The organism is Gammaproteobacteria bacterium (genome assembly GCA_027296625.1).
GTDB lineage: Bacteria > Pseudomonadota > Gammaproteobacteria > JAKEHO01 > JAKEHO01 > JAKEHO01.
Genome location: JAPUIX010000153.1, coordinates 42,784 through 65,928, shown reverse-complemented (window position 1 = coordinate 65,928; position 23,145 = coordinate 42,784). Strand labels below are relative to the sequence as shown.

Here is a 23,145-nt window from a genome sequence, read left to right as displayed (position 1 = left end):
TAATGAAACTCGAAGTACCTAATCAACTTCAGGGGAAAAATAACCAAACCCAAATAAAGTAGAGAGATAGTAATGAGACTTAGCACGCCTATTGTTCTTGCAGCACTCACCATCGCTCTAACACTTTTCCCACTCGTGGGGTCAGCTAGTCATGATCGACCCCCTGCCAATGCAAAGCCGCTATCTGAGATCGGCAGGACGCTTGAAGATCAGGGTTATGACACCATTGTTGAAGTTGAATTCGAAGACGGCGTTTGGGAAGTCGAACGTTTTAGAGACGGAAAGAAACTGGAACTGAAAGTCGATCCAGTCTCCGGTGCGATAAAGTCACAACGATCCGACTAACGCAATCGTTCTTTTGGCGATGCTGGGCGGGCAATGATGACGCCGCGGCGCGCGGGATGGCGGCTGACATGTTCAGCGACGTCCTCCGCGGTGAGGATGACCTGCTGGTGGAAGCTTGAGGCATGGAGGATGCGGGCCACATCATCAGGTCCGCGATCGATAAAGCCGACGTGGGTAACCATAAGACCAGGCTTTATGCCGACGACGGCAACGATATCGCCATCCTGAAGGGCATCCTTAAGCGCGATAAGTTCTTCACCATTAATAACCCGGTGCTGGCGCCCGCTTAGCCGGGATTCTGTATGAGCAATTGCCTGAAACACTGTCGGATCTGCCAGCGCCGGATAGTGCGTGGCATGTGTGGTCATGAAAAAGAAAGGCTGTTGGGCGGGTTCGCCACCAAGCTCGGCAGCGAGCGGCACGAGACGCTGGCGTTTCATGTTATCGTCAATCCAGTCGGTGAAGTAATGCAGCCTTGAGGAATAGGTATTCATCGTCCCATTCCGATAACGAAATGCTTCGAGCTCGCGTAAAAAGCATACCTCATTACGCTTGTCGGTCCAGGTGCACCGGGCCAGCGCCAGGGTGCTCTCAATGAGTGAGACGCATTGAAATGTTTCGAGGTTGACGCGTAATGTTTCCGGTGCGGCCGTCTGTGGTGCATTGCGATACGCTGATCCGAGATGAACCTTCGCGGCCCGGGTGGTGAGTTCGCCGAAGGCCTCATCATTGCGCCGAGGTCCGACGGTGCTATACCAGCGTCTAAGTAGGATCGCTTGCGTGGGGTCGAGCTGGTGCGGCGCAGCCGAACGTGTCGATGTGGCCACTCCATGAGGTTCAGCCTCGCTTGCCTCGCAGACAGGCGTCATGGTGCTTGCGACAGCAAGGAGCAGCGTGCAAAGGGCAACAGTCGTCCGCGTGGCGTCCATGATAGTTATTCTAGGATCTCTACGACGCGAGTGCACGTCGTTGTTGGGATCTAAGCTATTATAATTGGACCTATTGTCGGGAGGTTCAGCCAGATAAGTGGATTGTTGTCAGGTGGGCTGATGCGTTAGGGGTGCCATAGATAAGAGTGAGGTTGGTTTTCGGTTAATGAATTTGATTTGGCTAGGCCTCGTCTTCCTCATTATCCTTTCGTTTGTATGGGTTTTTAGATGGATACGAGAAAATAAGAAAGCGCGACAATTACAGAAGCAAATGACGCGCAATGCGCTATCAATGTTGAACATCATCCTTGTCTCGGCCAGGAACGCTGACACGGGCGCGTTAGCCGAGGAAAGGCAAAACGATGAGTATTTAATTGGCTACATGGCAGGCATTGCAAGTGCCTGTGTAACGGCTGCTGCTGACCTGGCCAGTTTGCGAGTTAGAACAGGTGATCAGTCACGGTATTTGAATAAGTTTTTGGATACCTACTTCCTTGGAGAGGCGCAGGTAATCATTAATTCCTTCAAGTCGCAAGCGCGTGACCCAAATAGCACCTATGCTACTGCGCAAATTAGAGCCGAGACGGACATGGCAGGTTTCTGGCAAGCCTTAAGAGATGGATTTCCAAGCAAATTGGACCCTGATGCCGCTTTACTCTGTCCGGGGCTAGTCGCCCATCTTGGGCGGGAGAGCATGGCCATAATTCCAACCGTGGATCGTCAGATCATATTTAAGGAGATCTTCGAGCAGTATCAATGAGCGGAGGCATGGGTTCGGTCTATCCACAGGGAGTGGAGGGGATCATCATATTTGTACAATCGCACGCTCAAATCCGGCTAACCGGATGACATATGTTGACTATTGGATAGACACATTATTCAGGAGATAAACCAGATGCTTACTATTAACCCAGGGGAAGTCAATGAGATCGAAGATTTCGTAGACCTCATGCGCCAACAGTTCTTCGACGCGGTACTCAAGGCAAGTATTGAAATCAAAGCACAGAAATTAAAGCCAAAAGCGCTTGATACCACGTTTGAAGATCTGCAGAAGAAATGTGAACGTTGTGAAATTGCGGAGAAGGCCCTACAGATTGGCGAGACACAAACCCGCGACTGGCATGATCGCCTTTTAGAACGAAAGAATGAGGTAGAGCATAAGATATAGGCTCACGAAGAATGGCTTAGGAATAAAGCAGGACGCATGCAGGCTGATGCGGATGTGCTTCGCGAGATCCTTGTGGAGCTAGGTGCCATGCGCTATGAGGCTGGTGTTGATCCGACCGGAATGCGGGGAGGTTAGTTCCGGTTGCAGGTGGCGAAGCAATCGTTATCATGGGGAATTTATAGCGTGCGCCTTGTCTTGATCGCCCTTTATACTGACGAGGCAACGTGAATGATAATGAACTATTAATACGAGTAGGATTGCGGCTGGTGCGTCAAGATTGTTTTTATTGCCCCGAGATGAGTTCCAGACTATCAATTGGGACGTCGCGCCGCATATAGTCAAAAAAGTGCATTGCTGTATCTGAGAGACGCAATACTTCAACGGTGACCGGCCGCCCGGCCGCCTCGGCATTTTGCAGGTAGGAGAAGAGCGTCTCTACATCACTATAGCGTTTGCCGTCGACGGTCGTTACGACGTCGTAAGGCTGAAACTCCAGAACCTCTCCGGCTGTTCCCCGTTCAACCTCATGAATCAAAAGACCATTATTGGTACCCAAGGCCGTGGCGTCTCGTAACGTATTGGGACCGATAAGTATTCCGGATACCAGGATCCCAACGCGTTCGGTGAGGAGCGGGGAGGGCGCGAGCCGCCCTTGGATAACGCGCTCGCTTCCGTCCCTTTTTATCCTAAGACGCACATTTCCCAGATGTCCGCGAAGGGCATGGATGAGGTCCCCCTCGTGAATGATCGCGCCGGAATCCCTTTCAACGCCCACGATCTCATCGCCAGGCTGCAGCGCAAGCGTGTTGTCCGGCAAATAACTTCTGCCGACGATGAGCGCCTCGCGATCCAGCGGAGGTTCAAGGAAGATCACAGGTAAATTCGGTGGTGATGGGTCCTGATCCCTCTGGAGCATCTTCAACACACGACACGCGAAGACCATGGGGATCGCGAAATTTGTGTTTTGATCTCCCTTTTCAGCCCGTCGGGCGGCATTGATGCCAACGACCATGCCGGACTCCATACTGATGAGCGGTCCACCCGAATTGCCCGGGTTGATTGCCGCATCGGTCTGAAGGATTCGACCTTGGTTGTCGTCCGACGTGCCTGATACGATCCCACGGGTTCCGGTGAAGTCAAGTCCATAGGGATGGCCGAACGCGCCAACCGGGTGCCCAACCGATGGCAGCTCGTCACAGTTCAATGGCGCCGCCACGAATTCACCCTGAATTTCCGACATGTCGATTTCCAATACCGCAAGATCAAGATAGGGATCAACATAGATCTTTCGCGCATTAACAAAGGGTAGATTCTTAAATGCGACACCGATCACGGCCGGTGATCGTCCCACGACATGAGCGTTGGTCATGAGCCACCCTCGGTCTGCATCAACGAGAAATCCAGCCCCCTTTTGGGAACCCTTGTTATCTCGAATAAATGCAGTGGTGATGCGACCGCGGATCTTGACTGTGTAGGTAGTGGCACTGCGGAAGACCTCTTCCGCATCGCGCGCCGAAGCGTAATCCGAGATCACTAATCCGGATAGCAGGATGATGCTCATCATCAATGCGGGCATCGACTCAAACCATATGGATTGACGGTATCGGTCATTGTTAATTATCAGGTCGTTTGACATCACTTGGTGATATATGATTGCTCTGCTTGAGTACATAGTACCGAATGTCGCGGGGCACTACACCATTGGATTGGGTTCGAGCCGTCTGGTCGGCTTTTTGTTCATTCTTGCATTATTGCAAGCAGGTTGAGGCGCTGGGAGCACTCTGGCAACATGTTTCAAAACCATTGGAGGACTGTTCATTGATGATAAGGGCATTCATCGCCATCACCATGCTGATGGCTGGCCATACGCTAGCGGCTGATGAACGGCCAGATACGCTGTTCCAGTATTCGACGATCAACGCGCTACTGAACCAGCTTTACGATGGCGACATGACGTTCGAAGCACTTTTATTTTATGGGGATACTGGACTCGGTACGGTGAATGGCCTCGACGGTGAAATGATAGCACTCGATGGCGTCTTCTATCATGCACGCGCAGATGGGCGTGTCTATCAACTTGCCCGTAGGCGTCAAACACCCTTTGCCGTAGTTAAGTTTTTTGCAGCTGATCACACGGCGCCATTGCCCCCTGCACTGGACTACCAGGCGCTTCAGGATCACCTCGCTGAACTTATCGAGAATGCCAACTTATTCCAGGCATTTCGCATTGATGGGCTCTTCAAGTCCATCACAATGCGAACCGAATCTAAACAGAGCAAACCTTATCGACCACTAGCAGATATCATGAAAGAAGAGATTACATTTTCGTATGAGGATGTCGAGGGCACGCTGATTGGCTTTTATGTACCGACTTATATGAAAGGGCTAAATATACTTGGATATCATTTTCATTTTATCAGTTGCGATCGCACGCGCGGTGGTCATGTCCTCGCCGTCGTGACGGGAGAGGGCACCATTGCGATTGACCAAACCGCAGCTTTTCTGATGGTTCTTCCAGAAGTCGAAGGATTTGCGGATCTGGATCTAAGTGGCGATCGGGAATTAATTCTGCAGCAGATCGAATCAGTTAATAAGTAATTCCACGCGAAATGGCTACCTATTCGGATTTTGATTGGGTTGAACTACAAGGAAATTAGAGCAGATTGGGGAAAACGAGGATTTACTTGTGATATCTGGATCGACCCACCTGGGCAGGTATGGCCAGATTTTATCCACAAAACAGATGAATTAGTGATGCTAATTGAGGGCGAAATGGAGTTGTCATTTCTTGGTAAGACGTTGCGTCCCGAGATAGGCGAAGAGATGCTAATCCCGGCAGGCGCGAGGCATACAGTGATAAATATCGGCAAGACAACAAATCGTTGGTACTACGGCTACAAAAAGACGGCGTAGACAGGATCTAGTAGGAAAGTAAAGGAATCACGCACGCGATCTTGTAAGATTTAGATCTGATCTTTTATCAGGGCTGGAGGGATTGGATGGTATTAGTTCTCTGGACCACAGCACAATGCATCTTCTGGCTCGTCTCTGCGTTCGACCGGGATCCCAGCTTTTTCCAATCGATCCATGAATCCCTCGCGCCATCCGGGCGAGAGTGCTGCGATCCGGACTGCGCGTTCGCAGGCTTTCAGATTATTTGGATCATAGTAATATAAGTGACATATCTCGTGGACGGTCATCTCTTCAGGGTCCTTTCTGACATATTCAATCGTATCACCGGGACCGACTTCTCCTTCCTCCAGTACGCGGAAATAGAAACCAACTCGACAGCTTCGGAGAAACAGCCTGGGGAATTTAGGATTGTTCATCTTAATCCCGAGCCTGAAACAAGGGACGCGCGGTTGCGTTACTTCGACGACCGCACCTCCGATGCGAAAGACGTCGCCAACATGGATGTCCTCTTCCAGCATCCCTTCGACGGTGAAATTCTCCCCGAATTGGGGGATCTTGAAGTCGTCGCGACCTAGTTCTCGCTTCCAGTGCTCGTAGTTTTCAATTGTGTAGACACAGACGGCTTTGTAAATTCCGCCGTGGCCTTTGCGGTCTATTTGCTTATCTCCGTTTAGATTTAAGGTACGAAGCATGACCCGGCCGTCGACTGATTGTTTGAAAATCCCTGTCGCAACCGTTTTTCCTTGGTATGGGACCTCCTTTCCCATTGAGACACTGACGGAAAGGAGGTTCATGTGAGTAGGGGAGTTCGTTGCAGAGGTATATGTCTAAAGACGCGCACAGAATATGCCTTGCGTTTTGAGATCTATCTCACAATGGCGTAGTAGATCACGTACAGCCAGGAAAGGATCCCGTGGAATATTGCCCAGAGAACGGATTTGTTGACAGACCACGAAATCGCGATCGCAAGTGCCGTCCCCATACCGATACCAAAACGGGCTCCTTCGGCTCTGTATACGTAGATGCTGCTGCCGTTCATCGAAATTCTCCCTTCTTTTTGATCAAGGTCTCAGTCGCACCGACTGTGTCGTTAGATGTCTATTCTTGTCGAATCTTTGTGTCTGCGTTACCAGGAATCCCAGTAGACCTCGGTACAGGGTTCCTCGGCAAGCACCTTGTCGAAGCGCCTATCTTCGATCCGTAATGTTCGCATAGATGCAAGCATGGATCGACCAACCCGGTAATTATGGCCGGGTTCCGCATTAAATTCTAAAGTAGCCTGGCAGTAGTTCATCCAGTCGAACAGATGCGCGGTAACCAAGTGTTTGCCAGGTGGAACCTGTACTTGATAGGGGAGCTGATAGAAGTCAGATAGATTGCTGCTACCAAATGACTGGCCGTCAATCTTCTGGATACGTGTATCACTTCCGTAAGGGAAGGAGTGGCTCCCGTCAATGACGGCGAGCCCTTCCTGCCCCAATTGTAGCTCCTCATCCATCGTAAGCTTCGGTCGTGTCCAAGGTTTTGAGCATCCGAATATGACGAGTCCAGTTAGTATGACCAGGATGCCGAAGCAGAGACGGGTTATTTTTGGCATGAGACAGGTAATCCTCGGGATCTACACCTATCAGAGTATGATGAACGCTTGGACTAGCGCCGATATTAGCACCTTAGGCGCAGCCCGCATCGAATTACTATATGTTATCAGACATCGCGAGATTGATACATGACGTAAACAAGCAGCCCATCGACACTGCCAATCCACTGTGACGTTACCCTACTTTTTGTCGGGTTCTTGCATCAGCTGGTGAAACAAGCTGGATTCCCGCTTATAAAAGCCTTCCGTGTGATATGTATCGGCAAGACTGAGCAGTTCATAATCAAGATGGTGGCAGAGTTCATGCAGTAAAGTGCGGAGGAATGTTCGGAATGCGACGATGCGCTTGTGTTGAGCAGTGCGCATCCAGAGTTGAATTTTTGGGCGTTCTCCTTCATCTGGTAGATACTGTCCGTGCAGTTCACCCCAGTCGTCATGGGGACGTACAGCGAGTACCTCAACTTCAATTTTGGGCACCTTGAGCTCATTCGTGATCCCATTGGCAAGTCTCTGACAGATCGATCGGATGAGGCGCTTGTTTTCCGTCTTCAGGGCTCCAGCTAACTCTTCAACCAGTGGCTGCAACGATGTTGCGCCAGGTAACCGGATAGCGCCGACCTCATCACTTTGGCGGTAGATTTTCTTTTTCGCTGGCGAGAGGCGCTTGTAATAGGCGAAGACCATAGTCCTGATGATCGATCAGTTCAATATCGAGGTGGCAGCGCACGTATGACGTTCAACCGCTGCGCATGTTCGCAACGTACGCGCCTGTGCAATTTGTGCTACATCACGATGAACCCAATGGATGCTGTCAGCCTCTTTCAAACTAAACTAATGTCGAATATTCCACTCGATCCGTTGCAGAAATCGCCCCCCGCCAGCCGTTAGGGTACACGTTTATCCAGCGATGGAGGCGCTCATCAAATCGTACTTCCGTCTGATTAGGGCCCAGCGCTGCGACAAAAATACCGACATTCGCCGTTGAGATAGCACCGCGATTCGGAGCGAATGCTTCCAGATAACCCGTCTCTTCCTTAACCATGGACATTCCAAAATTCGAAAAGGCGAGTTTTGCGGCTTCCTAGACTTGTTCATAGTTGGCGTCGTAGGTGCGAGAAGGCATGGGATCGTCAGCATAGCCGGCTGGCGAGAAGGTCAGCATTGGGATGGATATAACAACAAATGTCGCGAGCTGGCGACGGGTGACAGCTAAATCTTTAGCGCGCATCGTTGCCGGGAGCATGTTTGCCGGCCAAATAGTAACGCCTCTCACATCGCCGTCAAGTGAAGTTCATCTGCAGAGGTAAGAAAAACCCCGCCGGAAGGCGGGGTCTGAAATGGCAAGACTCTCCTCGGGGTTCGGGAGTTCTTGTGTTGCTCCGTTTACCGGTGAGTTACAGCTAATAGATTCACCATGTGATGCCCTTTGTGGTTACTAACGCGTCACTTCTTGGTCAAGACGTTGCCCAGCTGGCCGGCAAGCCAGCCATAAATTGCGCCAGTAACCAGTGAGAGTGCAATAACCAGCGTCGGATTGCCAAAATGGCCGCCGGTTAAAACGTCAAATACCATCACATCGGGCGTCTGCAGGTAAAAGGCGAAGGTGCTGGCATAGCCCAAGACACTGGCTGGGATCGCCGAGAGGATCGCGATATGAGCGGCCAGACACATGCCCATCACGGTCAGACCCACAACGATTGCGCCCCAAACGGGCAGGGAAAGGGGCTCAGCAAGCGGAATGATAAGGATGAGCACTGCTGCAAGCCACGCCCAGATGACACCATGAACATTACAGATGATCCCTTTTTGCAGTGCGGCATTATCACCCCCTAGCGCAAAAAAGGTGGCCGCGCCAACAAACATGCCCCAGATCACAAGAAATCCCCCCAGTGGGCCCAACGCCAACCACGTCGCGACTCCTCCGAGGACACCAATACTGATCGAAAGTGCGACAAGACTTGTCATCGTGATAGCCCCCCTATGAAAGCAAATGAACGGAACAACCCGGGAAACCCGGGTATTTCCAGATGCCCATCATCTGCCATATTTTTGACGATATCAACTGGAAATACGGCCGCGTTATGGCCTTCTGCGGCGCCAATCACCAAAGAAGCGACCTCGATCCGACGGTGATCCTAAGCAGTCTGATAGTGAGGGCGGTGCATCAGAGACGTAAGGCACGGGGGAAGATTCCTCCGTTTGATGTTCTCAAAGGATTGCCTTGGGAGGTATTGAGCTGGTGCTGGCCGCTTAAATGGGGTGGGTTGGTGACTCACCAGAGAAGGCAAAGACCCGTGGACGGGACGTTGGGCCCGATGTCCGTCGTTGATAATCGGGTAAACTCTGGGCCGAAATGGCGAGGGGAGAGCCGTGGGAATGCCCTATGATGGGATGCCCTAAGGTGCTCGTCTACAGGGGGCCCGGCGATATTCAGGTGGCCACGGCGTTGCCCCCGGGGCCCGCACGGTACATTGTAAATCAGGACGCGGACTGACCCGACCCGACCCACATGTTGAACTGAGGGCTATGGAGACGTCTGATACACAAGCGCTGGCTGCACTATACCCAACTGAGAGCAAGATAATTAATCTATCGCTCGCTGTAGCATTGGCACTCTTGGGTATCGGCATTTTTGCGCCAATGCTGACACTTCAAAAGTTCTATCTATTTTCAAATAAGGTATCGCTGGCATCGGGGCTGCTCCAGCTTTTACAAGAAGGACAAGTTTTCCTATTTGTCTTGATATTTGCGTTTAGCATTATTTTTCCGTTTTTTAAGCTTTTTCTACTATGTAAGGTGTGGAACGGCGATACAGGGGATCGCGAGCGCCATGAAAAACATCTCCATTGGATTGCCCAGTACGGTAAGTGGTCCATGTTGGACGTGTTTGTTGTGGCAATTCTTTTGGTTACAGTGAAACTCGGGGTGATTGCTGATGTTGAGGTGCATTATGGTTTGTACGCATTTGCAGTGTCGGTCGTTATTACGATGTTTATTACGGCGAGAATCGCGATCGTCATTAATACATTGGCAGGCGCGCGATAGGTTTTTGGAGGAGTTAGCGATACCTTGCTGGAGCATCCCATTGGTCTATCTAGAATCGCTATGTAATTATTTTCTCTCTAGGACGAGAAATCATGCAGTTGGGGCTAAAGGGCACGCATGTTTGTGGCAAGATTGATCTTTCTTACTTTCTTATTTTTTATGTAGTTGTGTTATTCAGTGTTGGGGGCCATGCGGCACAACCCAGGTCAACTGATGAGCGATTGATCCAGGGGCCCGAGGGACTTTACCGCGTGGAAGGCACAATGAGCCTGGGTCCTAAATGCAAGGACATTCCTGACTTGCCTAATTGGCGCGGCTACGTTGAGATTTCAGACGGGGCTCCAGGATATGCGGTCAGGTTAGAGATCGGTTGCGGGAATAAAATCCATGCCCATTGTACTGCTACTGTGCCGAACGGAAGCCAAACTGCCCGGTGTCAAACGCGCATGGTACGTATTGGTGGGCTCTATGGTAGGCTCATCTGCCGAGCGTCTGTCTCAAAGGGAAACGTGGAGCCGTCGGCCTATAAGAATTGGTGTTCACAGTCGCGGAAATGATGCACGGTGCGGTGCACTGTTTACTTTTCGTTGCCTATGCCGTATTGATATTTGATTAAAACAAAATCCAGTGTCTAGCTGCTTGTGGAGCGATTTGGTTTAGCGCCTTGATGTAGATTAATTTTCTTGTCGAGCAAGCAAGAAGCTGGTCACAGTGTAAAGGGTCGCGCTCGACGAAATTAACTAAAATTTCTCAAACGCATTTTCGACCTTTTGAAGGAACCTATTGCGACTATCCACAGTTGTGCGGTCCATATTATAGAGTGCCAAGTAGAGATGACGGGCGCCCTTACTGAGCAAAGGCTTGAGGCCGCGGAGCAGGATCGTTTTAACAGGGTGGCGCATATACAGTTGCACAAACCACCAAGGCGCGCCATAGGTTGTGACAAACGCGAGTTTCCGGATGTGTTGCAGTCCCGGCTGCAGTGGCCCGCCGTTTCCATTTAAATGAAAAGCCACCCCGGGCAGCCAGACGCGCTCCAGGTAGCCCTTCAGGATCGCTGGCATGCCATGCCACCAGGTAGGGAAACAAAATACCAATGCCTCGGCCCAGCGAAGATTATCGATATATGCCTGGACCGTTTCTGTGTTTTGGCCAGATAGAAAGTATTTTACTCGCTCGTCATGGCTCAGCGTAGGTTGAAAGTTTTCTCGGTAGAGGTCGGTGTCGATGACCTCGTGATCTTTGCGCCTGAGGGTCTCTAAAATGCGCTGATGGATGGCGTTGTTAAAGCTGTCTTCAACGGGATGCGCATAGATAACTTGGATCCTCATGGATCGTATTCGACGTGCACTTGATAAGGGTTTGTGGACCCGGTTCTACGGATATATTCCCTAAATTGTAGTGTAGTAGCCGACCCGCCCGATTTAAGCAACTGCACGTGGCCGGATACGTTGGCTGCTTGTGACTCGTATGATTTTATTCCACGGTGAAATATAGGCGATCAATGACTATCCCATCTTCCGTCACGACCTCGACACGCCACTGGCCGGTCCACTCAGGTGAAATATTCTTAGCACTCCACGTCCGCCAATTCGAATTACGGACAGGAAGAGATACTTCCCCGACTAAAAAGTTTCCGTAATACCACGTATGTGTGATAAACGTATCTTCCGTGGCGCCAACGACGCGGGTAAACGCATACAGTTTATCCGCAAACGCAGGGAATGTCGTATCGACTCCCTGGGGTACGCGGTCATCGACCGAGGTAGCGATAACAGCATCGTGGACTTCAAGCTCTCCAGCTTGTAAAGCAGTCGGAATCACTAGGGCCGCGGTTAAAACTACAGCCAAAAATGAGACATTCGAACGCATGGCCTTCAACCCCCCATCTGAGTTAGTTTGTTTAAGTTTATCAGAAAATGGCGATTACGCTCGTCAAATTCTACTAAGGCGCACTGGTTCGGTCCGTCGAAGAGCGGTCAAAGGTAGTTGAGGAGGTCTCGCTCGAAGTTTGGAAAGTACGTCGAGATTACGGTGATATCGAAGTGGGAAAGAATGGATTCTTTCGGCTCACGATCTAGTAGGAATTTAAACGCTGCCTCAACACATTCCGAGGGGCTTACCTTTGTGCCGGTGAGTTCCTTGTAGGTTGACTGGCGCATGGTGACTTGATGCTGCGTATGGCCATTGGTTTCCTCAATGGTCACACTGAATTCCATGAGTTCAGCATTTCCCGTCTGTTGGACATTGATCATGTGTCATTACTCCACTCAGGGTGGCCGTGTAGCGGTATTGACGCATTCAATTGATGGCAATTCAGTGCCGGGGTATATCAATGACAAGTCGATCGCCTTCGTGGCGTATTGTTGTCCCAAAGCGGCGGGATAGCCGGATAATGCGATGTTGGATAGCCTTGAAATCGTCATCTATTGCCCGATTGACCTGCATATGATGAATTTTGAGGGGCACTAATTCAATACGCTCGATGCGTCGTGATGTGATGGTGACAATAAACAAGATCTGCTCGTCATTCCTCAACAACGGATCCACGTAGTAGTCATCGATAAGATCTCCGGTGTCATAGAGGATAAGCTTTCCCTTGTACAGCTCGATACCTTGGAAGATGTGGGCACTATGGCCATGGAATATATCGACACCGGCATCGATGGCTCGGTGGGCGAATTCAATAAATTCCTGACTCGGTATCTGGCGCATATTTGGACCCCAGTGTATAGACAGGATAATCAAATCTGCGCCCAGATCCTTAACAGATTGAATCCCTTCCTCAATCAGACGAATATTTTCTTTTTCTACGTTAACGCGGATGATGTTAGTCCCGGGCGAGTTGGGGCCGGCCCTATATTCGCGAAAATGATCAGCATAGGCAATGACGCCGAGTTTCTGGCCCTTAACTTCGATGATAGCCGGTTGGGTTGCAGCGTCGATGTTTTGGCCAGCGCCGGCGTGCGCGATGCCATACTCATCCAGGTATCTAATCGTTTCAAGTAAGGCAGGTCCTTGAAAATCCATTGCATGGTTATTTGCCAGGGTCACGTAGTCAATGCCGGCGACCGTTAACGCTTTTACAGCGGTTGGTGACGCCCGAAAGTAGAAAACACGTTTTGGATAGAATGGTTTGCCATCTTTTGCAATAACGCATTCTAAATTGACTAATGTGATATCCGTCCCGTTGAGTAGGGGTATTGTATCCCCCCAAATGTAAGCCGGCCCCCTTTCTTGAATCACGGTGTTTACGAGCCTTCCTAGCATGACATCTCCTGCAAAAGCGAGCCGAATGCGTGAATCGTTGGCTTCTGAATTTGTTGGTGGCTGTGATGACGCTGCCGGATCATCCGCTTCTATCGATGCGGAGGCGTTGATCCATACGGCGCACAGAAAAAATGCGATGGGGATGATGGTTCGCATTACGCTTGTGTGAAGAATGCCTCTTAGTAGACGAGGCCTCGCGTTGCCGTGACCTCAGACGATAGTATGATGGTGAGACCTTTATTGGACGGAGATTAACTCGATGTCGAAGATGAGTATTTCATTGGGCCCAATCGCAGCGCCCGCGCCGCGCTCGCCATAGGCGAGTTCTGTCGGAATGTACAGCTGCCACTTGGAACCTTCGCTCATCAGAGGCAGTGCCTCTTGCCAACCTTTGATGACATTGGCGATCTGCAGAGTGGTCGGCTCGCCACGTTTATATGAGCTATCAAACTCATTACCGTTGATCGTCGTACCGCGATAGTGAACAACAACCGTATCATCCGCGGTCGGCTGCTTTCCGTTTCCTTTCTCTAATACTTTATACTGTAGACCGCTTGGTAGCACGACGACGCCGTCTTTGCCTTTATTTGCTTCTAGGAATTCCTGTCCTGCCTCGTTATTCTGCTGTGTAAGTGCTTGCCGCTCCTCTTTTTGCTTGTCCTGATAGGACTTGGTAACAGCCTCCATCTCTTCCTCGGAAAGCTTTGATGCCGTGCCGCTTAATATATCTTCAATGCCTTCTGCGAATGCTGCCGGGGCGACGTTGACGCCCTGCCGTAATAGACTTTGACCGATCTGCCTTCCGACGGTATAGCTAAACTTCTGCTTCTCAGTGGTCAATTCAGCTGCACTTCCAGTCAGCGGACTAAGGCACAATATCAATAGATTAATGACAAGCAATATGTTGATCTTCATGGTCATAACTCTAATGCGGTGATGAATCCTAGTATGGCGTGTGCTAGAGCGATCGTGTAGTTAGGAAGTCGATTACTGATCGCGGCGGACGCAATTTACAGGTGACGTCGGCATTCACTAAAGCGACGCACGGGAACAACGTCATCTTCCCACAGGTGGAACGGCAATCCAAGCCGATTGGCGCGTAACGGCGCCAAATACAGCTAGGATAAAAAGTGAAGGGGAAGCATCGTTGGCACGCGATGGAACAGTTTCTTCAGACCGTATTTTCCATCGGGTATCTAAGGGGCTGGGCAGAGCATGCGCTTAGGCTTACGATAGTAGGAGAGGAGCTTCTGTATTTCAGATTTCAGTACAGGGTAGGGGAAACCGAAAGCCGGATCATGCCATTACCTGATTATCAGCAAGGGAGCATTGTAAATCTAATGAGCTCTATCGTCACCGCACTTGGAGGAGAGTCAGTTTTGTATCCACCATTGCCCGAGGCGGAAAAGGCTAATTTAGGAGACGATAGGAATGTTGTCCTGTTCGTGATTGATGGTCTGGGGTACGAGTATCTAACGAGGAAAGGTCAGGATAGTACATTAGGACAATACCTTTGTTGCCGGATCACTTCTGTCTTTCCAACCACCACAGCGAGTGCTATTACGACGTTTTTCACAGGCTGTGCACCTCAGCAGCACGCGCTCACCGGCTGGTTCACCTATTTTAAGGCGATTGATAGTGTTGCGGCCGTGCTACCTTTCAGGGCACGGGCAACTTGGGTCTCATTGCGGGAACTAGGGCTTGAGCCAGATGCTGTGTTTGATCAGCCATCTGTTTTTGAACAGCTTAACGCAGCTTCGTATCTCGTATTGCCTGATCGAATTATCGATTCCGAATATACCCTCGCCCATAGTGGGCCGGCGGCGCGGCGCGCCTTCGTTTCGCTATCAGACTGCTTCCAGTGCATCTATAACATTCTGTGTGAACAAACGGGACGAAAATATATCTATGCGTATTGGTCGGAGCTGGACGCCTTGGCACATATGTTTGGTGTCGATAGCCCGCAGGTATCTGACCATTTTACTGAGCTTGATGCAGCGTTTGCCGCGTTTTTGTCTAGGATTCAGGATAATCGGACGACCGTCATTGTCACCGCCGATCATGGCTTTGTTGATTCAAAACCAGAAGAAATTATCCAATTAGCCGATCATCCTGAACTGGCGGAAACTCTGATGAAGCCGCTCTGCGGTGAGCCCAGGGTGGCATATTGTTATGTACATCCGAAAAAACGTGATCAGTTTGAGATATATGTCGCGACGGAAATGTCAGAGTATGTATCGCTTTTTCGGAGCGAGGAGCTTGTTTCTGCGGGTTATTTCGGTCACGGTGATCCACATCCCGAACTCTTTGAACGTATCGGAGATTATGTCCTTATCACAAAGCAGCGCTACGTAATCAAGGATCGGTTACCGGGCGAGCACGCCTATCGGCATGTCGGCGCTCATGGCGGCGTTAGCGATGAAGAGATGTATGTTCCTCTCATTATTGCTAATCTTTGAGGGCAAGCGCGCATGTCACTACTATTGACGTTAATCTCAACATACTGTTTGTTATACGGCGCCGGAATCCCTTAGCAATTCGTATATCCGCTCTGCAATTTGCCGATAGCCTTTGGCGTTTGGGTGGATCGGATCAGATTTCAAAGAAGGATCAGCTAATACATCGGGCAAAATATCTCCGTCATAGGGCAGGTCGAACTCGTCTGCCAACTCTTCGTAAAAGCTGGCAGATCTTAGGAATAGACCAGGTTTCGGCACACCCAGGAGCACAACGGGGATCCTGCGGTTCTGGGCCAGATGAATCATTTTGCGAAGATTCTCTTCGGTCTCCGCCGGATCTTTCTTCCGGAGCATATCGTTTCCTGCATGGCAGAGGATCAGTAGGTCCGGCTGGTATCTGTTCAAAAGCTGGGGTAATCGCTTCAATCCTTTCACCGATAATTCGCCCGATACGCCAGCGTTAATCACATTGCGCCCGGTCAACTGTGCCAGCACGGCCGGATAACTTTGGTCATTGTTCGCGCCGATTCCAACCGTAATGCTGTCGCCAAACGCCAGAATCGTAGCATCGTAATGGAGTTTTGGTAGGGAAGTTCTGTCGGATGAGCAACCATATAACAACGCCAATGCGCATAGCGCTGCGAGTACGCAAGGCAACCGCAGCGCCTGTTTATGCCAGCTCATGTGAGAATTCAATGCTCGGTGTGTGTTCATTGGTGTAGAATTTATCCGACAGCGGTTTTAATTCATCTGACCAAAGTGGGTCACGGATGATGACGCGCGCGAGAGTTATCTGCGTTTTCTCAGTTGAATGGGCGGGTAATAGATTCCCATAAACTCGCGCTCCCACCACTGTTCATGTTCCCGTCTCAATTGTGGATCAGCGTATTTGTACTCATAGAGGAGGGCTCTTACATAGGTTGGTGGCTTTTCTGGAAAAGGATTTTTCTCTAAGAGATCGAGTACATTAGGAGAATTCTGTAATAAGCGAAAAAGAAAGTTCCCAAACCACGGATTTCGGCTCTGATCGCTAAGTGCTGCGAACCACATCTGCCAGTCTAGCCGCGGCTGATGGGGAATATTCCATTGTGGGCGTCTCTGTAGGCTGCCTGGCTTGTATTTGAATTCGTATTCGCGCCAGTTTTTGCGGTCATATGATCCCTCCACGATAATTTCTGGCCGCGTGGTGGTCATCACTGCAAATAGCCCGTATGGGTTAACTACCATAAACGGATCGAACAGCTTTGTCACTGCAGCAGCAAAATGGGGCGCCGGCGTTTTAGTCACGGTACTCCAGAGCTGAAATCCACTGATAAAGATAATGACGCATGCTATTCCTGCTACAAAACCCGTATACGCCTTCGAAACTACGCCTGATTGAGTCCAACGGTGAATTATTTGTTGGACCGAATTTGGGGTGAATTGTCTGAGAAAGGCGTCGTCAAATAGAAAGACGCATAATCCGATCGTTAATAAATTAAAGAAGTTGTAGTTGCCCGTAAGGATGATTGTGAGCTGGAAAAGTATAATAACGTAGCCTGCAATAAATCGGATCCTTCTGGGAGCGAAAATGAAGAATGGAATAATCAGCTCGGCTACGAAAGTGCCAGCCACAGATGCGGTGTGAAACCAAGCCGGCCAGTGATGCACGTACCACGCGATCCATGTCGGCAGTGGCTGCGTTTCGTAATGATAATTCAACGCGCTGAGGTCAGCCCAAGTAGAGTCATTACTCAATAATTTTACGGCGCCTGAAAGCAACATAAAGCGAAACAGAAGCCAACGATACAGCCACACAACGATGTGTGAAGCTGGCGACAGAAGAATTGCGAGAAAACCTGCTTCCAAAAGCAGGAGATCCCATTGGAACGCCATAAATAGGTGCCCTGCATAGAACAGTGACAAATAGAGAATAAAGGTTGCGATTAGGGACAGGCGTAGCAGGAAATTAAAAACGATGAACAAGGATAAAATAGCACCTAGGATGCAAATAGATTGCAGAAAAAAATCGCTGGCATTTAGCCAGAATAAAGTTGGTACTCGCCAATATCGTTCGATTCCATATTCGCCTTTCAATTGAGCAAGGTATTCGTGGAATGGAATGATGCCGTTGCTGCCGACGAGTCCCAATATTTGAATCCCAATTGAAATAAATGCGCATAAATAAACCAAACCAAGTAACCGCAGGAACGTCCAGTTTACAATCGTAAAACTCGCTGGTTCCAACTCGGGACCCCACAACAAAATGGAGAGTCGGTGGAATAGCGATCGGTGGCGTGAGATAAACAGGTAGGCGAACTCAGAAATCCAGGCAAAGCCTGGAAGCTTTTTGTAGAGCCGCAGCCAGAACTGTTTTCCCTTTGCGTAACTCAGTGTCTTAAAAGACGCTTCGGCACCACTGCAAATTTCTCCGTCCGGGGAGACGAACTGAATTGCATGCTCGAAGTCGTGAGGTGGAATGTCAGGGAATTCGCGTGCAACAGCTTGATAGGGTCTGTATTCAATGGACTCTCCCGTGAGTTTGTCCCAGTAACGTACCCAGTATCGACAAAATCCGCAGTCACCGTCGTAAATCAAAAGTGGTCGATTACGGGAAGGACGTGCCATGGTCGTGTCGATTCTCCTGGGTGTTCTTGAAGCGCACGGAATTCTTTATGTTACTGGCTCCGAGAGGGTGTTTTCAGAGTGGCAGGTAAATGGGGACCGACTTGGCGGCTTGGTGGGACGAGAAGCCATGCGCTGAGCTCGTTAGATAAGTCGGTACCACGCCGTAAGATTGTCATGTTTTACATAAATGAGATCGTATAATCTATTGATTAAAGAGTCTGTATGTATTTTTTTAGCAGCAGCACGTAGGAGGAGAATGAAATGCGCTTGAGCCGATGGGTTTTGATTGTTTTGACGCTTTGCCCCTGGGTGGCGGCAGAAGCAGAGCAGTGCGAGCCCACGCCAACAATGGCTATGGGGACTCACCACAAGGACGGCGCCCGTTTTAAGGTAGATATCAGCACTGGGCTCTTTGTCAGCGGGCGTGTCCTTGAGGCAACGACGTGCCGGCCGATAGTGGGCGCCAAGATCGAACACTGGCAGACGAACACAGAGGGATTCTATACCGATCGGCTACGGGCCTATCTGTACTCCGATGTGGAGGGCGCATACCGTTTTGAGACAGAGTGGCCTGGCGCTGCAGTGCCTCATATTCATTTTATTGTCAGTTCCGAGGGCTACCGGACGCTCGTTACCCAATGGGTAGGAAGAGACCCCATCGCGGAGATCCATTTGGATCTTGTGCTCCAACCAATTAATGAGTGAGATGCCGTCCATACGCTAATTAACCAGCGGATGGACAGGTGTGAGATCGCTTTCCCGCTATCTACTGGCCTTATTTTGCCAAATAGACGCTAGCCTTAGATAATCAGCTAATCAGGCTTAAGAATGGTGATGACGTTTTAGATTTCCGAGTGTGTGATCGATGGGTCAAGAGACAATTTCCCATGTAATCGGTTTTGATGATGCGCCCTTTCCACCCAATCATCGAGGGAATGTCCGGGTGGTCGGAGCGGTGTATTCGGGATTACGCCTTGAGGGTGTATTAAGCGGCAAGGTGCGTCGCGATGGGGTCAACGCAACGCGTACGTTGATTGAGCTTGTCTCACAGTCGCGGTTCCATGCTCATATTCAGGCGATCATGATTCAGGGGATCGCCTTTGCTGGCTTTAACGTGGTTGACCTCAAACGGTTGAACAAGGAATTGCAGACCGCAGTTATGGCCATCGTCCGTAGGGCGCCGAATATGGAGATTATTCAGAAGGCGTTGCTCAATAATGTGCGAGGCGGACGTGCCAAGTGGGCGCGTATCAAGCGTGGGGGTCCAGTTGAACCGGCGGCTGGCGTCTACGTGCAACGGGTGGGTATTTCGCGTGAGGCAGCCCGTGAACTCATCTGGCGCCTAGCCGTAAACAGTAAGATTCCGGAACCATTACGTACAGCCCACCTAATCGCAGGCGGCATCGAGGTCGGTGAGTCTCGGCACAGGGTATAAACGAGAAACAAGACATCCGTAGAGCTCGCCCTCGTGCGCAAGCCTTAACAGGTCAAGTGTAAGGTTGCTACGATGGTTGCTGCATCTTGTTGCAGCTTATTAAATAGCTTTACTGCCTCGCTGGTCCGGGCTGAATGGACTTTGATGCCGTGTGACTCTAGGAATGTCCTTGTTTGATCGGGTACGTCCATCCGCCCGAAGTAACCCGTTCCGATCACCACAACGTTGGGTTTTGCTTCGACGACATCGTGGAGGTCTTCGATCTGCAGGCGATGTCCTTCATTTCGCCACCAGGATGAGTCGACCCTTTGAGGATAAATGATGACATCTGACGTATACGCCCTTCCGTCGATATCAATCTTTCCAAACGAGTAGTCCGTAATCTTCATAATCAAATGCGGATACGTCACCGGGCTTTGACTGCATCAAGGCTTACAACTGGCTCATTTCCTATCACTTCAGCACTGTGTACAGTAGCTTTCGGGACGAAGAGATAGTCACCCGCCTCCAAAATGATCGTTTTTCCTTCTATGGCCATCTGGAATCGGCCGGATAGAATTGCGTCGATTTTGTCGACTTCATGGGTATGGTCAGGAAAATATGTGCCGGGTGGATAAACGTAATGGAAAACGTCATAACCTAATGCCAGCAACTTATCTCGGAAAGCTGCTTCCGTCAATGCCCCGTCGGTTTCTGTGTTCCAGTGCTCAAGTCTCATGAGAGACTGACGTAACTCCTGACACGTTTTGGGTACATTATAGTGTGTTATTTCGCTTTTGGGTTCGATGCGTTCAATGCTCGGCATCAGGATGCCATCATGATTGTGTGCTGTTCTTTTAGCACACTCTATCGTTAACGTATCTCGGCGGTGATGGAGCCGAATTTATTCAGCGTCTTCGCGCCTGGTGGGCGACTCGCGAGACTGGCAATGATAATCGCAAGAAAAGACAATGCAAAGCCGGGCACCAGCTCATAGAGATCAAAGATTCCGCCTTGGAGTTGTTTCCAAATCATCACGGTAAGACCACCGGTTATAATGCCGGCTAAAGCCCCAATGCGAGTCATACGCTTCCAGTAAAGTGACAGAATCAGCGTGGGTCCGAAGGCAGCACCTAACCCGGCCCAGGCGTATGCAACGAGTTCAAGCACCTTGCTATTCGGGTCAAGGGCCAATCCAAAGGCGATGACAGCGATGAGAATCACGGCGGCCCGCCCAACTCTCACGAGCTCCCGCTCGCTTGCATTTCTTCTGAACAGCGCCTTATAGAAGTCCTCGGCCAAAGCGGATGACGACACAAGTAATTGGGAGTCTGCCGTGCTCATGATGGCCGCAAGAATGGCCGCTAGACAGATGCTCGCTGGTATGGGATGAAAAAATGCCTCGACGAGCACCATGAATACCGTTTCAACATTGGCGCCTTCAAGCGGGGCGTTTGTAAGGTAACCAATGCCTGCGACACCGACGAGTATGGCGCCCATCAGCGTTAACCCTGTCCAACTGATAGCAATGCGACGGGCCCCTGCAACCGCTTGTGTTGAACGAATGGCCATGAATCGGGCCAGAATATGAGGTTGTCCGAAATAGCCAAGCCCCCAGCCGAGCAAAGAGAGGATTGCGATGGCCGTGATCATATTCCCATCGCTGGATGTGAACACGTCAAGTAGTGCAGGGTTGCTGTCGCTCATGGCACCGATCATCGCCTCCCACCCACCGAGCTGGATGATGGCCACGATGGGCACGGCAACAAGCGCCAGTGCCATCAACAGGCCCTGGACCAGGTCCGTCCAGGAGACCGCCAAAAATCCGCCCACCGACGTATACAGCAGGATCACCCCCGTCCCTGCTGCGACGGCCCACCTATAGGGCATGTCAAAGACCGTTTCAAACAATTTTCCGCCGGCAACGAGTCCAGCGCTCGTGTAGAAAAAATAGAAAAGCAGGATAAAAGCCGCCGATACCACCCGCAATACCTTTGTGTTGTCCTCAAACCGATGCTCGAAGAACTCGGATAGGGTCAGCGCATCATCCGCGGCAGCACTGTATGCACGCAGGCGGGCGGCAACAATTCGCCAGTTCAAATAGGTACCGATAAGGAGCCCCAGGGCTATCCACCCGGCCTCGAAACCTGCAAGGTAGGCATAACCCGGCAAGCCGAGCAATAACCAGCCGCTCATATCGGATGCGCCGGCACTGAGCGCACTGACCCATCGGCCTAATCTGCGGCCGCCGAGTATATAGTCGGCAAGATTTCTGGTCCGACGATACCCAAGCCATCCAATCGTAAGCAGGATAACTACATAAACGACGAACGTGAGGATAATGGTCGCTCTATCCTCAAGCATGGGTTTTGCGAATTCTATGGAAACAGCGAGCGATCAAATTGCTTTCCTGCACGGAAAGTAAATTTGTCGCGGTATGTAACCTAACAACGCTTCTTCGCAGAACGCTTCTATCTCTTCCTTAAGCGATTTACGATACGAAATCATGCCATTAACGTCTTCGGAAGCGGCGGCAAAAAGTTTTTCGTCAGGGTAAAGGCGAGACATAGTTCGGTAAAATGGGCGCGGAAGGCGGAATGAGCCTAAACTTGCAGAGTGCAGGCTATCCGCGTTAATTTTTTCGAATACCTGGTCAAAAAGGCGTCGATACTGTTCCTTATAGTCTTCATGAAATATTAATGGGTCAAACCGTACTCCAAGCTTCCAGCCACGTTTTTGAAGTTGTGCCATTGCTTCAATGCGCCGATCCACAGACGGCGTTTTATGTTCAAGGACGGTAGCCAGTTCAGCTGGTGTGAAGCTCATGGCGACAACACAGTTTTTGACGGGTTCCAAGGCCATGAGCCGCCGTATCTGAGTACTCTTTGTTCGCAACTCGATCCAAGCGTTGGGCAAGCCTCTAAAAAATGGAAGAAAATGATCCACAAACCCAGTAATCGGTTCAAGCGCGAGGCTATCGCAGTCATACCCAGAGAAGAAAAAGACATCCTTATCCGGTAGTTGTTTCATCTTCTTGGCAATGGCATCTGTGAAATCCTCGTAATTAACAAACACGACGTAATGCGCCGATCGGAACATACCTTGCAGGAAACAATAACGGCAGTCGTACAGGCAATTGAGCATATGGGAGAAATAAAAATTATATTCACTGCCAATTCCATAATCTGTTGGTGCCTCTAGGATATAATGATCAAACTTGTTAGCGAGAATTAATGCGGGACGGCGCTTCTGTAAGCGGAAGTTCTGGGCCTTGCGATTAAATACCTCGCTGTAACGATCGCAAGCGATTTGAACAGCTTCAGGAAACCGCGCGCAGATCTGTTGGGCTCTTGGATGGGCTGCAACTTCGCGTTCTATGTAGATCGTGTCGATCATAG

At 50.3% G+C, this 23,145-nt stretch carries 31 protein-coding genes; 11 read left to right on the top strand and 20 right to left on the bottom strand.

Annotated elements, in window-relative coordinates:
• Positions 1–72 precede the first annotated feature (72 nt).
• Positions 73–345, top strand: a complete 273-nt coding sequence (locus O6944_09070; GenBank protein MCZ6719284.1) for a PepSY domain-containing protein — start codon at positions 73–75, stop codon at positions 343–345.
• On the opposite strand, the gene O6944_09065 is transcribed toward O6944_09070, so the two are convergent.
• Positions 342–1,274 carry a DUF1460 domain-containing protein gene (locus O6944_09065; GenBank protein ID MCZ6719283.1) on the bottom strand — a complete coding sequence of 311 codons (933 nt, stop codon included), beginning with the start codon at positions 1,272–1,274 and terminating at the stop codon, positions 342–344. The two genes, O6944_09070 and O6944_09065, sit on opposite strands and share 4 nt — an antisense overlap.
• Before the next feature lie 166 nt (positions 1,275–1,440).
• On the opposite strand from O6944_09065, the gene O6944_09060 reads away from it, so the two are divergent.
• Both O6944_09060 and O6944_09055 read left to right on the top strand, forming a co-directional pair.
• Positions 1,441–2,034 (top strand): hypothetical protein, encoded by a 594-nt coding sequence (locus O6944_09060; GenBank protein MCZ6719282.1) that lies wholly within the window; start codon positions 1,441–1,443, stop codon positions 2,032–2,034.
• A 135-nt stretch (positions 2,035–2,169) separates the two neighbouring features.
• Positions 2,170–2,442: a hypothetical protein gene (locus O6944_09055; GenBank protein ID MCZ6719281.1), complete on the top strand. Its 273-nt coding sequence runs from the start codon at positions 2,170–2,172 to the stop codon at positions 2,440–2,442.
• 283 nt (positions 2,443–2,725) lie between these two features.
• On the opposite strand, the gene O6944_09050 is transcribed toward O6944_09055, so the two are convergent.
• Entirely contained in the window at positions 2,726–4,078 is a 1,353-nt protein-coding gene (locus O6944_09050; protein MCZ6719280.1) for a trypsin-like peptidase domain-containing protein, read from the bottom strand.
• Between the two features lie 185 nt (positions 4,079–4,263).
• Between O6944_09050 and budA the strand changes: the two genes are divergently transcribed.
• Together budA and O6944_09040 are read left to right on the top strand one after the other, a co-directional pair.
• On the top strand, positions 4,264–5,040 hold the full coding sequence (gene budA / locus O6944_09045; protein MCZ6719279.1) for an acetolactate decarboxylase: 777 nt from the start codon (positions 4,264–4,266) through the stop codon (positions 5,038–5,040).
• Between the two features lie 39 nt (positions 5,041–5,079).
• Positions 5,080–5,355, top strand: coding sequence for a cupin domain-containing protein (locus O6944_09040; protein MCZ6719278.1), 276 nt, complete (start codon positions 5,080–5,082; stop codon positions 5,353–5,355).
• Positions 5,356–5,447: 92 nt separating this feature from the next.
• Here O6944_09040 and O6944_09035 read toward each other — a convergent pair whose 3' ends face one another.
• The 3 genes from O6944_09035 to O6944_09025 all read right to left on the bottom strand — a co-directional run bounded on the left by O6944_09035 (position 5,448) and on the right by O6944_09025 (position 6,853).
• The gene (locus O6944_09035; protein MCZ6719277.1) at positions 5,448–6,149 is read right to left on the bottom strand and encodes an MOSC domain-containing protein; all 702 of its coding nucleotides are present in this window, start codon (positions 6,147–6,149) and stop codon (positions 5,448–5,450) included.
• A 71-nt stretch (positions 6,150–6,220) separates the two neighbouring features.
• Positions 6,221–6,394, bottom strand: a complete 174-nt coding sequence (locus O6944_09030; protein MCZ6719276.1) for a hypothetical protein — start codon at positions 6,392–6,394, stop codon at positions 6,221–6,223.
• 87 nt (positions 6,395–6,481) lie between these two features.
• Positions 6,482–6,853, bottom strand: coding sequence for a hypothetical protein (locus O6944_09025; protein ID MCZ6719275.1), 372 nt, complete (start codon positions 6,851–6,853; stop codon positions 6,482–6,484).
• Positions 6,854–6,920: 67 nt separating this feature from the next.
• On the opposite strand from O6944_09025, the gene O6944_09020 reads away from it, so the two are divergent.
• Positions 6,921–7,085, top strand: a complete 165-nt coding sequence (locus tag O6944_09020; protein ID MCZ6719274.1) for a hypothetical protein — start codon at positions 6,921–6,923, stop codon at positions 7,083–7,085.
• A 47-nt stretch (positions 7,086–7,132) separates the two neighbouring features.
• Here O6944_09020 and O6944_09015 read toward each other — a convergent pair whose 3' ends face one another.
• The 4 genes from O6944_09015 to O6944_09000 all read right to left on the bottom strand — a co-directional run bounded on the left by O6944_09015 (position 7,133) and on the right by O6944_09000 (position 8,917).
• Positions 7,133–7,636, bottom strand: a complete 504-nt coding sequence (locus tag O6944_09015) for a hypothetical protein (GenBank protein MCZ6719273.1) — start codon at positions 7,634–7,636, stop codon at positions 7,133–7,135.
• Between the two features lie 142 nt (positions 7,637–7,778).
• Entirely contained in the window at positions 7,779–8,000 is a 222-nt protein-coding gene (locus O6944_09010; GenBank protein MCZ6719272.1) for a hypothetical protein, read from the bottom strand.
• 33 nt (positions 8,001–8,033) lie between these two features.
• Complete coding sequence (locus O6944_09005; GenBank protein ID MCZ6719271.1) at positions 8,034–8,195, bottom strand: hypothetical protein; 162 nt, start codon at positions 8,193–8,195, stop codon at positions 8,034–8,036.
• 200 nt (positions 8,196–8,395) lie between these two features.
• Positions 8,396–8,917: a DUF1097 domain-containing protein gene (locus O6944_09000; GenBank protein ID MCZ6719270.1), complete on the bottom strand. Its 522-nt coding sequence runs from the start codon at positions 8,915–8,917 to the stop codon at positions 8,396–8,398.
• A gap of 561 nt (positions 8,918–9,478) precedes the next feature.
• Between O6944_09000 and O6944_08995 the strand changes: the two genes are divergently transcribed.
• Positions 9,479–9,997, top strand: a complete 519-nt coding sequence (locus O6944_08995) for a paraquat-inducible protein A (GenBank protein MCZ6719269.1) — start codon at positions 9,479–9,481, stop codon at positions 9,995–9,997.
• 740 nt (positions 9,998–10,737) lie between these two features.
• Here O6944_08995 and O6944_08990 read toward each other — a convergent pair.
• From O6944_08990 to O6944_08970, 5 genes are all read right to left on the bottom strand, one after another.
• Positions 10,738–11,328 carry an NAD(P)H-dependent oxidoreductase gene (locus O6944_08990; GenBank protein ID MCZ6719268.1) on the bottom strand — a complete coding sequence of 197 codons (591 nt, stop codon included), beginning with the start codon at positions 11,326–11,328 and terminating at the stop codon, positions 10,738–10,740.
• Positions 11,329–11,473: 145 nt separating this feature from the next.
• Positions 11,474–11,869 (bottom strand): DUF2914 domain-containing protein, encoded by a 396-nt coding sequence (locus O6944_08985; GenBank protein ID MCZ6719267.1) that lies wholly within the window; start codon positions 11,867–11,869, stop codon positions 11,474–11,476.
• 107 nt (positions 11,870–11,976) lie between these two features.
• Positions 11,977–12,252 (bottom strand): hypothetical protein, encoded by a 276-nt coding sequence (locus O6944_08980; GenBank protein MCZ6719266.1) that lies wholly within the window; start codon positions 12,250–12,252, stop codon positions 11,977–11,979.
• A 61-nt stretch (positions 12,253–12,313) separates the two neighbouring features.
• The gene (locus O6944_08975) at positions 12,314–13,423 is read right to left on the bottom strand and encodes a CapA family protein (GenBank protein ID MCZ6719265.1); all 1,110 of its coding nucleotides are present in this window, start codon (positions 13,421–13,423) and stop codon (positions 12,314–12,316) included.
• A gap of 81 nt (positions 13,424–13,504) precedes the next feature.
• On the bottom strand, positions 13,505–14,182 hold the full coding sequence (locus O6944_08970; GenBank protein ID MCZ6719264.1) for an FKBP-type peptidyl-prolyl cis-trans isomerase: 678 nt from the start codon (positions 14,180–14,182) through the stop codon (positions 13,505–13,507).
• Positions 14,183–14,424: 242 nt separating this feature from the next.
• Here O6944_08970 and O6944_08965 point away from each other — a divergent pair, with 242 nt between their 5' ends.
• Positions 14,425–15,726, top strand: a complete 1,302-nt coding sequence (locus O6944_08965) for an alkaline phosphatase family protein (protein MCZ6719263.1) — start codon at positions 14,425–14,427, stop codon at positions 15,724–15,726.
• Between the two features lie 51 nt (positions 15,727–15,777).
• Here O6944_08965 and O6944_08960 read toward each other — a convergent pair whose 3' ends face one another.
• Complete coding sequence (locus O6944_08960) at positions 15,778–16,410, bottom strand: arylesterase (protein ID MCZ6719262.1); 633 nt, start codon at positions 16,408–16,410, stop codon at positions 15,778–15,780.
• A gap of 105 nt (positions 16,411–16,515) precedes the next feature.
• Positions 16,516–18,333, bottom strand: coding sequence for a lipase maturation factor family protein (locus O6944_08955; protein ID MCZ6719261.1), 1,818 nt, complete (start codon positions 18,331–18,333; stop codon positions 16,516–16,518).
• Here O6944_08955 and O6944_08950 point away from each other — a divergent pair.
• From O6944_08950 to O6944_08940, 3 genes are all read left to right on the top strand, one after another.
• Positions 18,332–18,469 carry a hypothetical protein gene (locus O6944_08950; GenBank protein MCZ6719260.1) on the top strand — a complete coding sequence of 46 codons (138 nt, stop codon included), beginning with the start codon at positions 18,332–18,334 and terminating at the stop codon, positions 18,467–18,469. The genes O6944_08955 and O6944_08950 overlap by 2 nt on opposite strands.
• Positions 18,470–18,594: 125 nt before the next feature.
• Positions 18,595–19,038, top strand: coding sequence for a hypothetical protein (locus O6944_08945; GenBank protein MCZ6719259.1), 444 nt, complete (start codon positions 18,595–18,597; stop codon positions 19,036–19,038).
• Positions 19,039–19,198: 160 nt separating this feature from the next.
• Complete coding sequence (locus O6944_08940; protein MCZ6719258.1) at positions 19,199–19,768, top strand: DUF99 family protein; 570 nt, start codon at positions 19,199–19,201, stop codon at positions 19,766–19,768.
• Positions 19,769–19,812: 44 nt separating this feature from the next.
• Here O6944_08940 and O6944_08935 read toward each other — a convergent pair whose 3' ends face one another.
• Genes O6944_08935 through O6944_08920 form a run of 4 tightly spaced genes read right to left on the bottom strand, consistent with a single transcriptional unit; the run spans position 19,813 to position 23,143 of the window.
• The gene (locus O6944_08935) at positions 19,813–20,157 is read right to left on the bottom strand and encodes an Mth938-like domain-containing protein (GenBank protein MCZ6719257.1); all 345 of its coding nucleotides are present in this window, start codon (positions 20,155–20,157) and stop codon (positions 19,813–19,815) included.
• Between the two features lie 17 nt (positions 20,158–20,174).
• Positions 20,175–20,573, bottom strand: coding sequence for a cupin domain-containing protein (locus O6944_08930; protein MCZ6719256.1), 399 nt, complete (start codon positions 20,571–20,573; stop codon positions 20,175–20,177).
• 47 nt (positions 20,574–20,620) lie between these two features.
• The gene (putP, locus tag O6944_08925) at positions 20,621–22,111 is read right to left on the bottom strand and encodes a sodium/proline symporter PutP (protein ID MCZ6719255.1); all 1,491 of its coding nucleotides are present in this window, start codon (positions 22,109–22,111) and stop codon (positions 20,621–20,623) included.
• A gap of 33 nt (positions 22,112–22,144) precedes the next feature.
• Positions 22,145–23,143: a DNA photolyase gene (locus O6944_08920; protein ID MCZ6719254.1), complete on the bottom strand. Its 999-nt coding sequence runs from the start codon at positions 23,141–23,143 to the stop codon at positions 22,145–22,147.
• Positions 23,144–23,145: the final 2 nt, after the last annotated feature.

What these genes read in the sequence shown, in the direction of transcription:
- O6944_09030 (MCZ6719276.1), bottom strand. Translation starts at nt 6,394, where the DNA reads ATGAACGGCAGCAGCATCTACGTATACAGAGCCGAAGGAGCCCGTTTT.
- O6944_08985 (MCZ6719267.1), bottom strand. Translation starts at nt 11,869, where the DNA reads ATGCGTTCGAATGTCTCATTTTTGGCTGTAGTTTTAACCGCGGCCCTA.
- O6944_09010 (MCZ6719272.1), bottom strand. Translation starts at nt 8,000, where the DNA reads ATGTCCATGGTTAAGGAAGAGACGGGTTATCTGGAAGCATTCGCTCCG.
- O6944_09035 (MCZ6719277.1), bottom strand. Translation starts at nt 6,149, where the DNA reads ATGAACCTCCTTTCCGTCAGTGTCTCAATGGGAAAGGAGGTCCCATAC.
- O6944_08955 (MCZ6719261.1), bottom strand. Translation starts at nt 18,333, where the DNA reads ATGGCACGTCCTTCCCGTAATCGACCACTTTTGATTTACGACGGTGAC.
- O6944_08975 (MCZ6719265.1), bottom strand. Translation starts at nt 13,423, where the DNA reads ATGCGAACCATCATCCCCATCGCATTTTTTCTGTGCGCCGTATGGATC.
- O6944_09025 (MCZ6719275.1), bottom strand. Translation starts at nt 6,853, where the DNA reads ATGGATGAGGAGCTACAATTGGGGCAGGAAGGGCTCGCCGTCATTGAC.
- O6944_09015 (MCZ6719273.1), bottom strand. Translation starts at nt 7,636, where the DNA reads ATGGTCTTCGCCTATTACAAGCGCCTCTCGCCAGCGAAAAAGAAAATC.
- budA (MCZ6719279.1), top strand. Translation starts at nt 4,264, where the DNA reads ATGATAAGGGCATTCATCGCCATCACCATGCTGATGGCTGGCCATACG.
- O6944_08920 (MCZ6719254.1), bottom strand. Translation starts at nt 23,143, where the DNA reads ATGATCGACACGATCTACATAGAACGCGAAGTTGCAGCCCATCCAAGA.
- O6944_09055 (MCZ6719281.1), top strand. Translation starts at nt 2,170, where the DNA reads ATGCTTACTATTAACCCAGGGGAAGTCAATGAGATCGAAGATTTCGTA.
- O6944_09065 (MCZ6719283.1), bottom strand. Translation starts at nt 1,274, where the DNA reads ATGGACGCCACGCGGACGACTGTTGCCCTTTGCACGCTGCTCCTTGCT.
- O6944_09060 (MCZ6719282.1), top strand. Translation starts at nt 1,441, where the DNA reads ATGAATTTGATTTGGCTAGGCCTCGTCTTCCTCATTATCCTTTCGTTT.
- putP (MCZ6719255.1), bottom strand. Translation starts at nt 22,111, where the DNA reads ATGCTTGAGGATAGAGCGACCATTATCCTCACGTTCGTCGTTTATGTA.
- O6944_09050 (MCZ6719280.1), bottom strand. Translation starts at nt 4,078, where the DNA reads ATGTCAAACGACCTGATAATTAACAATGACCGATACCGTCAATCCATA.
- O6944_08990 (MCZ6719268.1), bottom strand. Translation starts at nt 11,328, where the DNA reads ATGAGGATCCAAGTTATCTATGCGCATCCCGTTGAAGACAGCTTTAAC.
- O6944_08965 (MCZ6719263.1), top strand. Translation starts at nt 14,425, where the DNA reads ATGGAACAGTTTCTTCAGACCGTATTTTCCATCGGGTATCTAAGGGGC.
- O6944_09020 (MCZ6719274.1), top strand. Translation starts at nt 6,921, where the DNA reads ATGCCGAAGCAGAGACGGGTTATTTTTGGCATGAGACAGGTAATCCTC.
- O6944_08980 (MCZ6719266.1), bottom strand. Translation starts at nt 12,252, where the DNA reads ATGATCAATGTCCAACAGACGGGAAATGCTGAACTCATGGAATTCAGT.
- O6944_09000 (MCZ6719270.1), bottom strand. Translation starts at nt 8,917, where the DNA reads ATGACAAGTCTTGTCGCACTTTCGATCAGTATTGGTGTCCTCGGAGGA.
- O6944_08995 (MCZ6719269.1), top strand. Translation starts at nt 9,479, where the DNA reads ATGGAGACGTCTGATACACAAGCGCTGGCTGCACTATACCCAACTGAG.
- O6944_08930 (MCZ6719256.1), bottom strand. Translation starts at nt 20,573, where the DNA reads ATGCCGAGCATTGAACGCATCGAACCCAAAAGCGAAATAACACACTAT.
- O6944_08945 (MCZ6719259.1), top strand. Translation starts at nt 18,595, where the DNA reads ATGCGCTTGAGCCGATGGGTTTTGATTGTTTTGACGCTTTGCCCCTGG.
- O6944_08970 (MCZ6719264.1), bottom strand. Translation starts at nt 14,182, where the DNA reads ATGAAGATCAACATATTGCTTGTCATTAATCTATTGATATTGTGCCTT.
- O6944_08960 (MCZ6719262.1), bottom strand. Translation starts at nt 16,410, where the DNA reads ATGAGCTGGCATAAACAGGCGCTGCGGTTGCCTTGCGTACTCGCAGCG.
- O6944_09070 (MCZ6719284.1), top strand. Translation starts at nt 73, where the DNA reads ATGAGACTTAGCACGCCTATTGTTCTTGCAGCACTCACCATCGCTCTA.
- O6944_08935 (MCZ6719257.1), bottom strand. Translation starts at nt 20,157, where the DNA reads ATGAAGATTACGGACTACTCGTTTGGAAAGATTGATATCGACGGAAGG.
- O6944_09005 (MCZ6719271.1), bottom strand. Translation starts at nt 8,195, where the DNA reads ATGCTCCCGGCAACGATGCGCGCTAAAGATTTAGCTGTCACCCGTCGC.
- O6944_08950 (MCZ6719260.1), top strand. Translation starts at nt 18,332, where the DNA reads ATGGTCGTGTCGATTCTCCTGGGTGTTCTTGAAGCGCACGGAATTCTT.
- O6944_08940 (MCZ6719258.1), top strand. Translation starts at nt 19,199, where the DNA reads ATGGGTCAAGAGACAATTTCCCATGTAATCGGTTTTGATGATGCGCCC.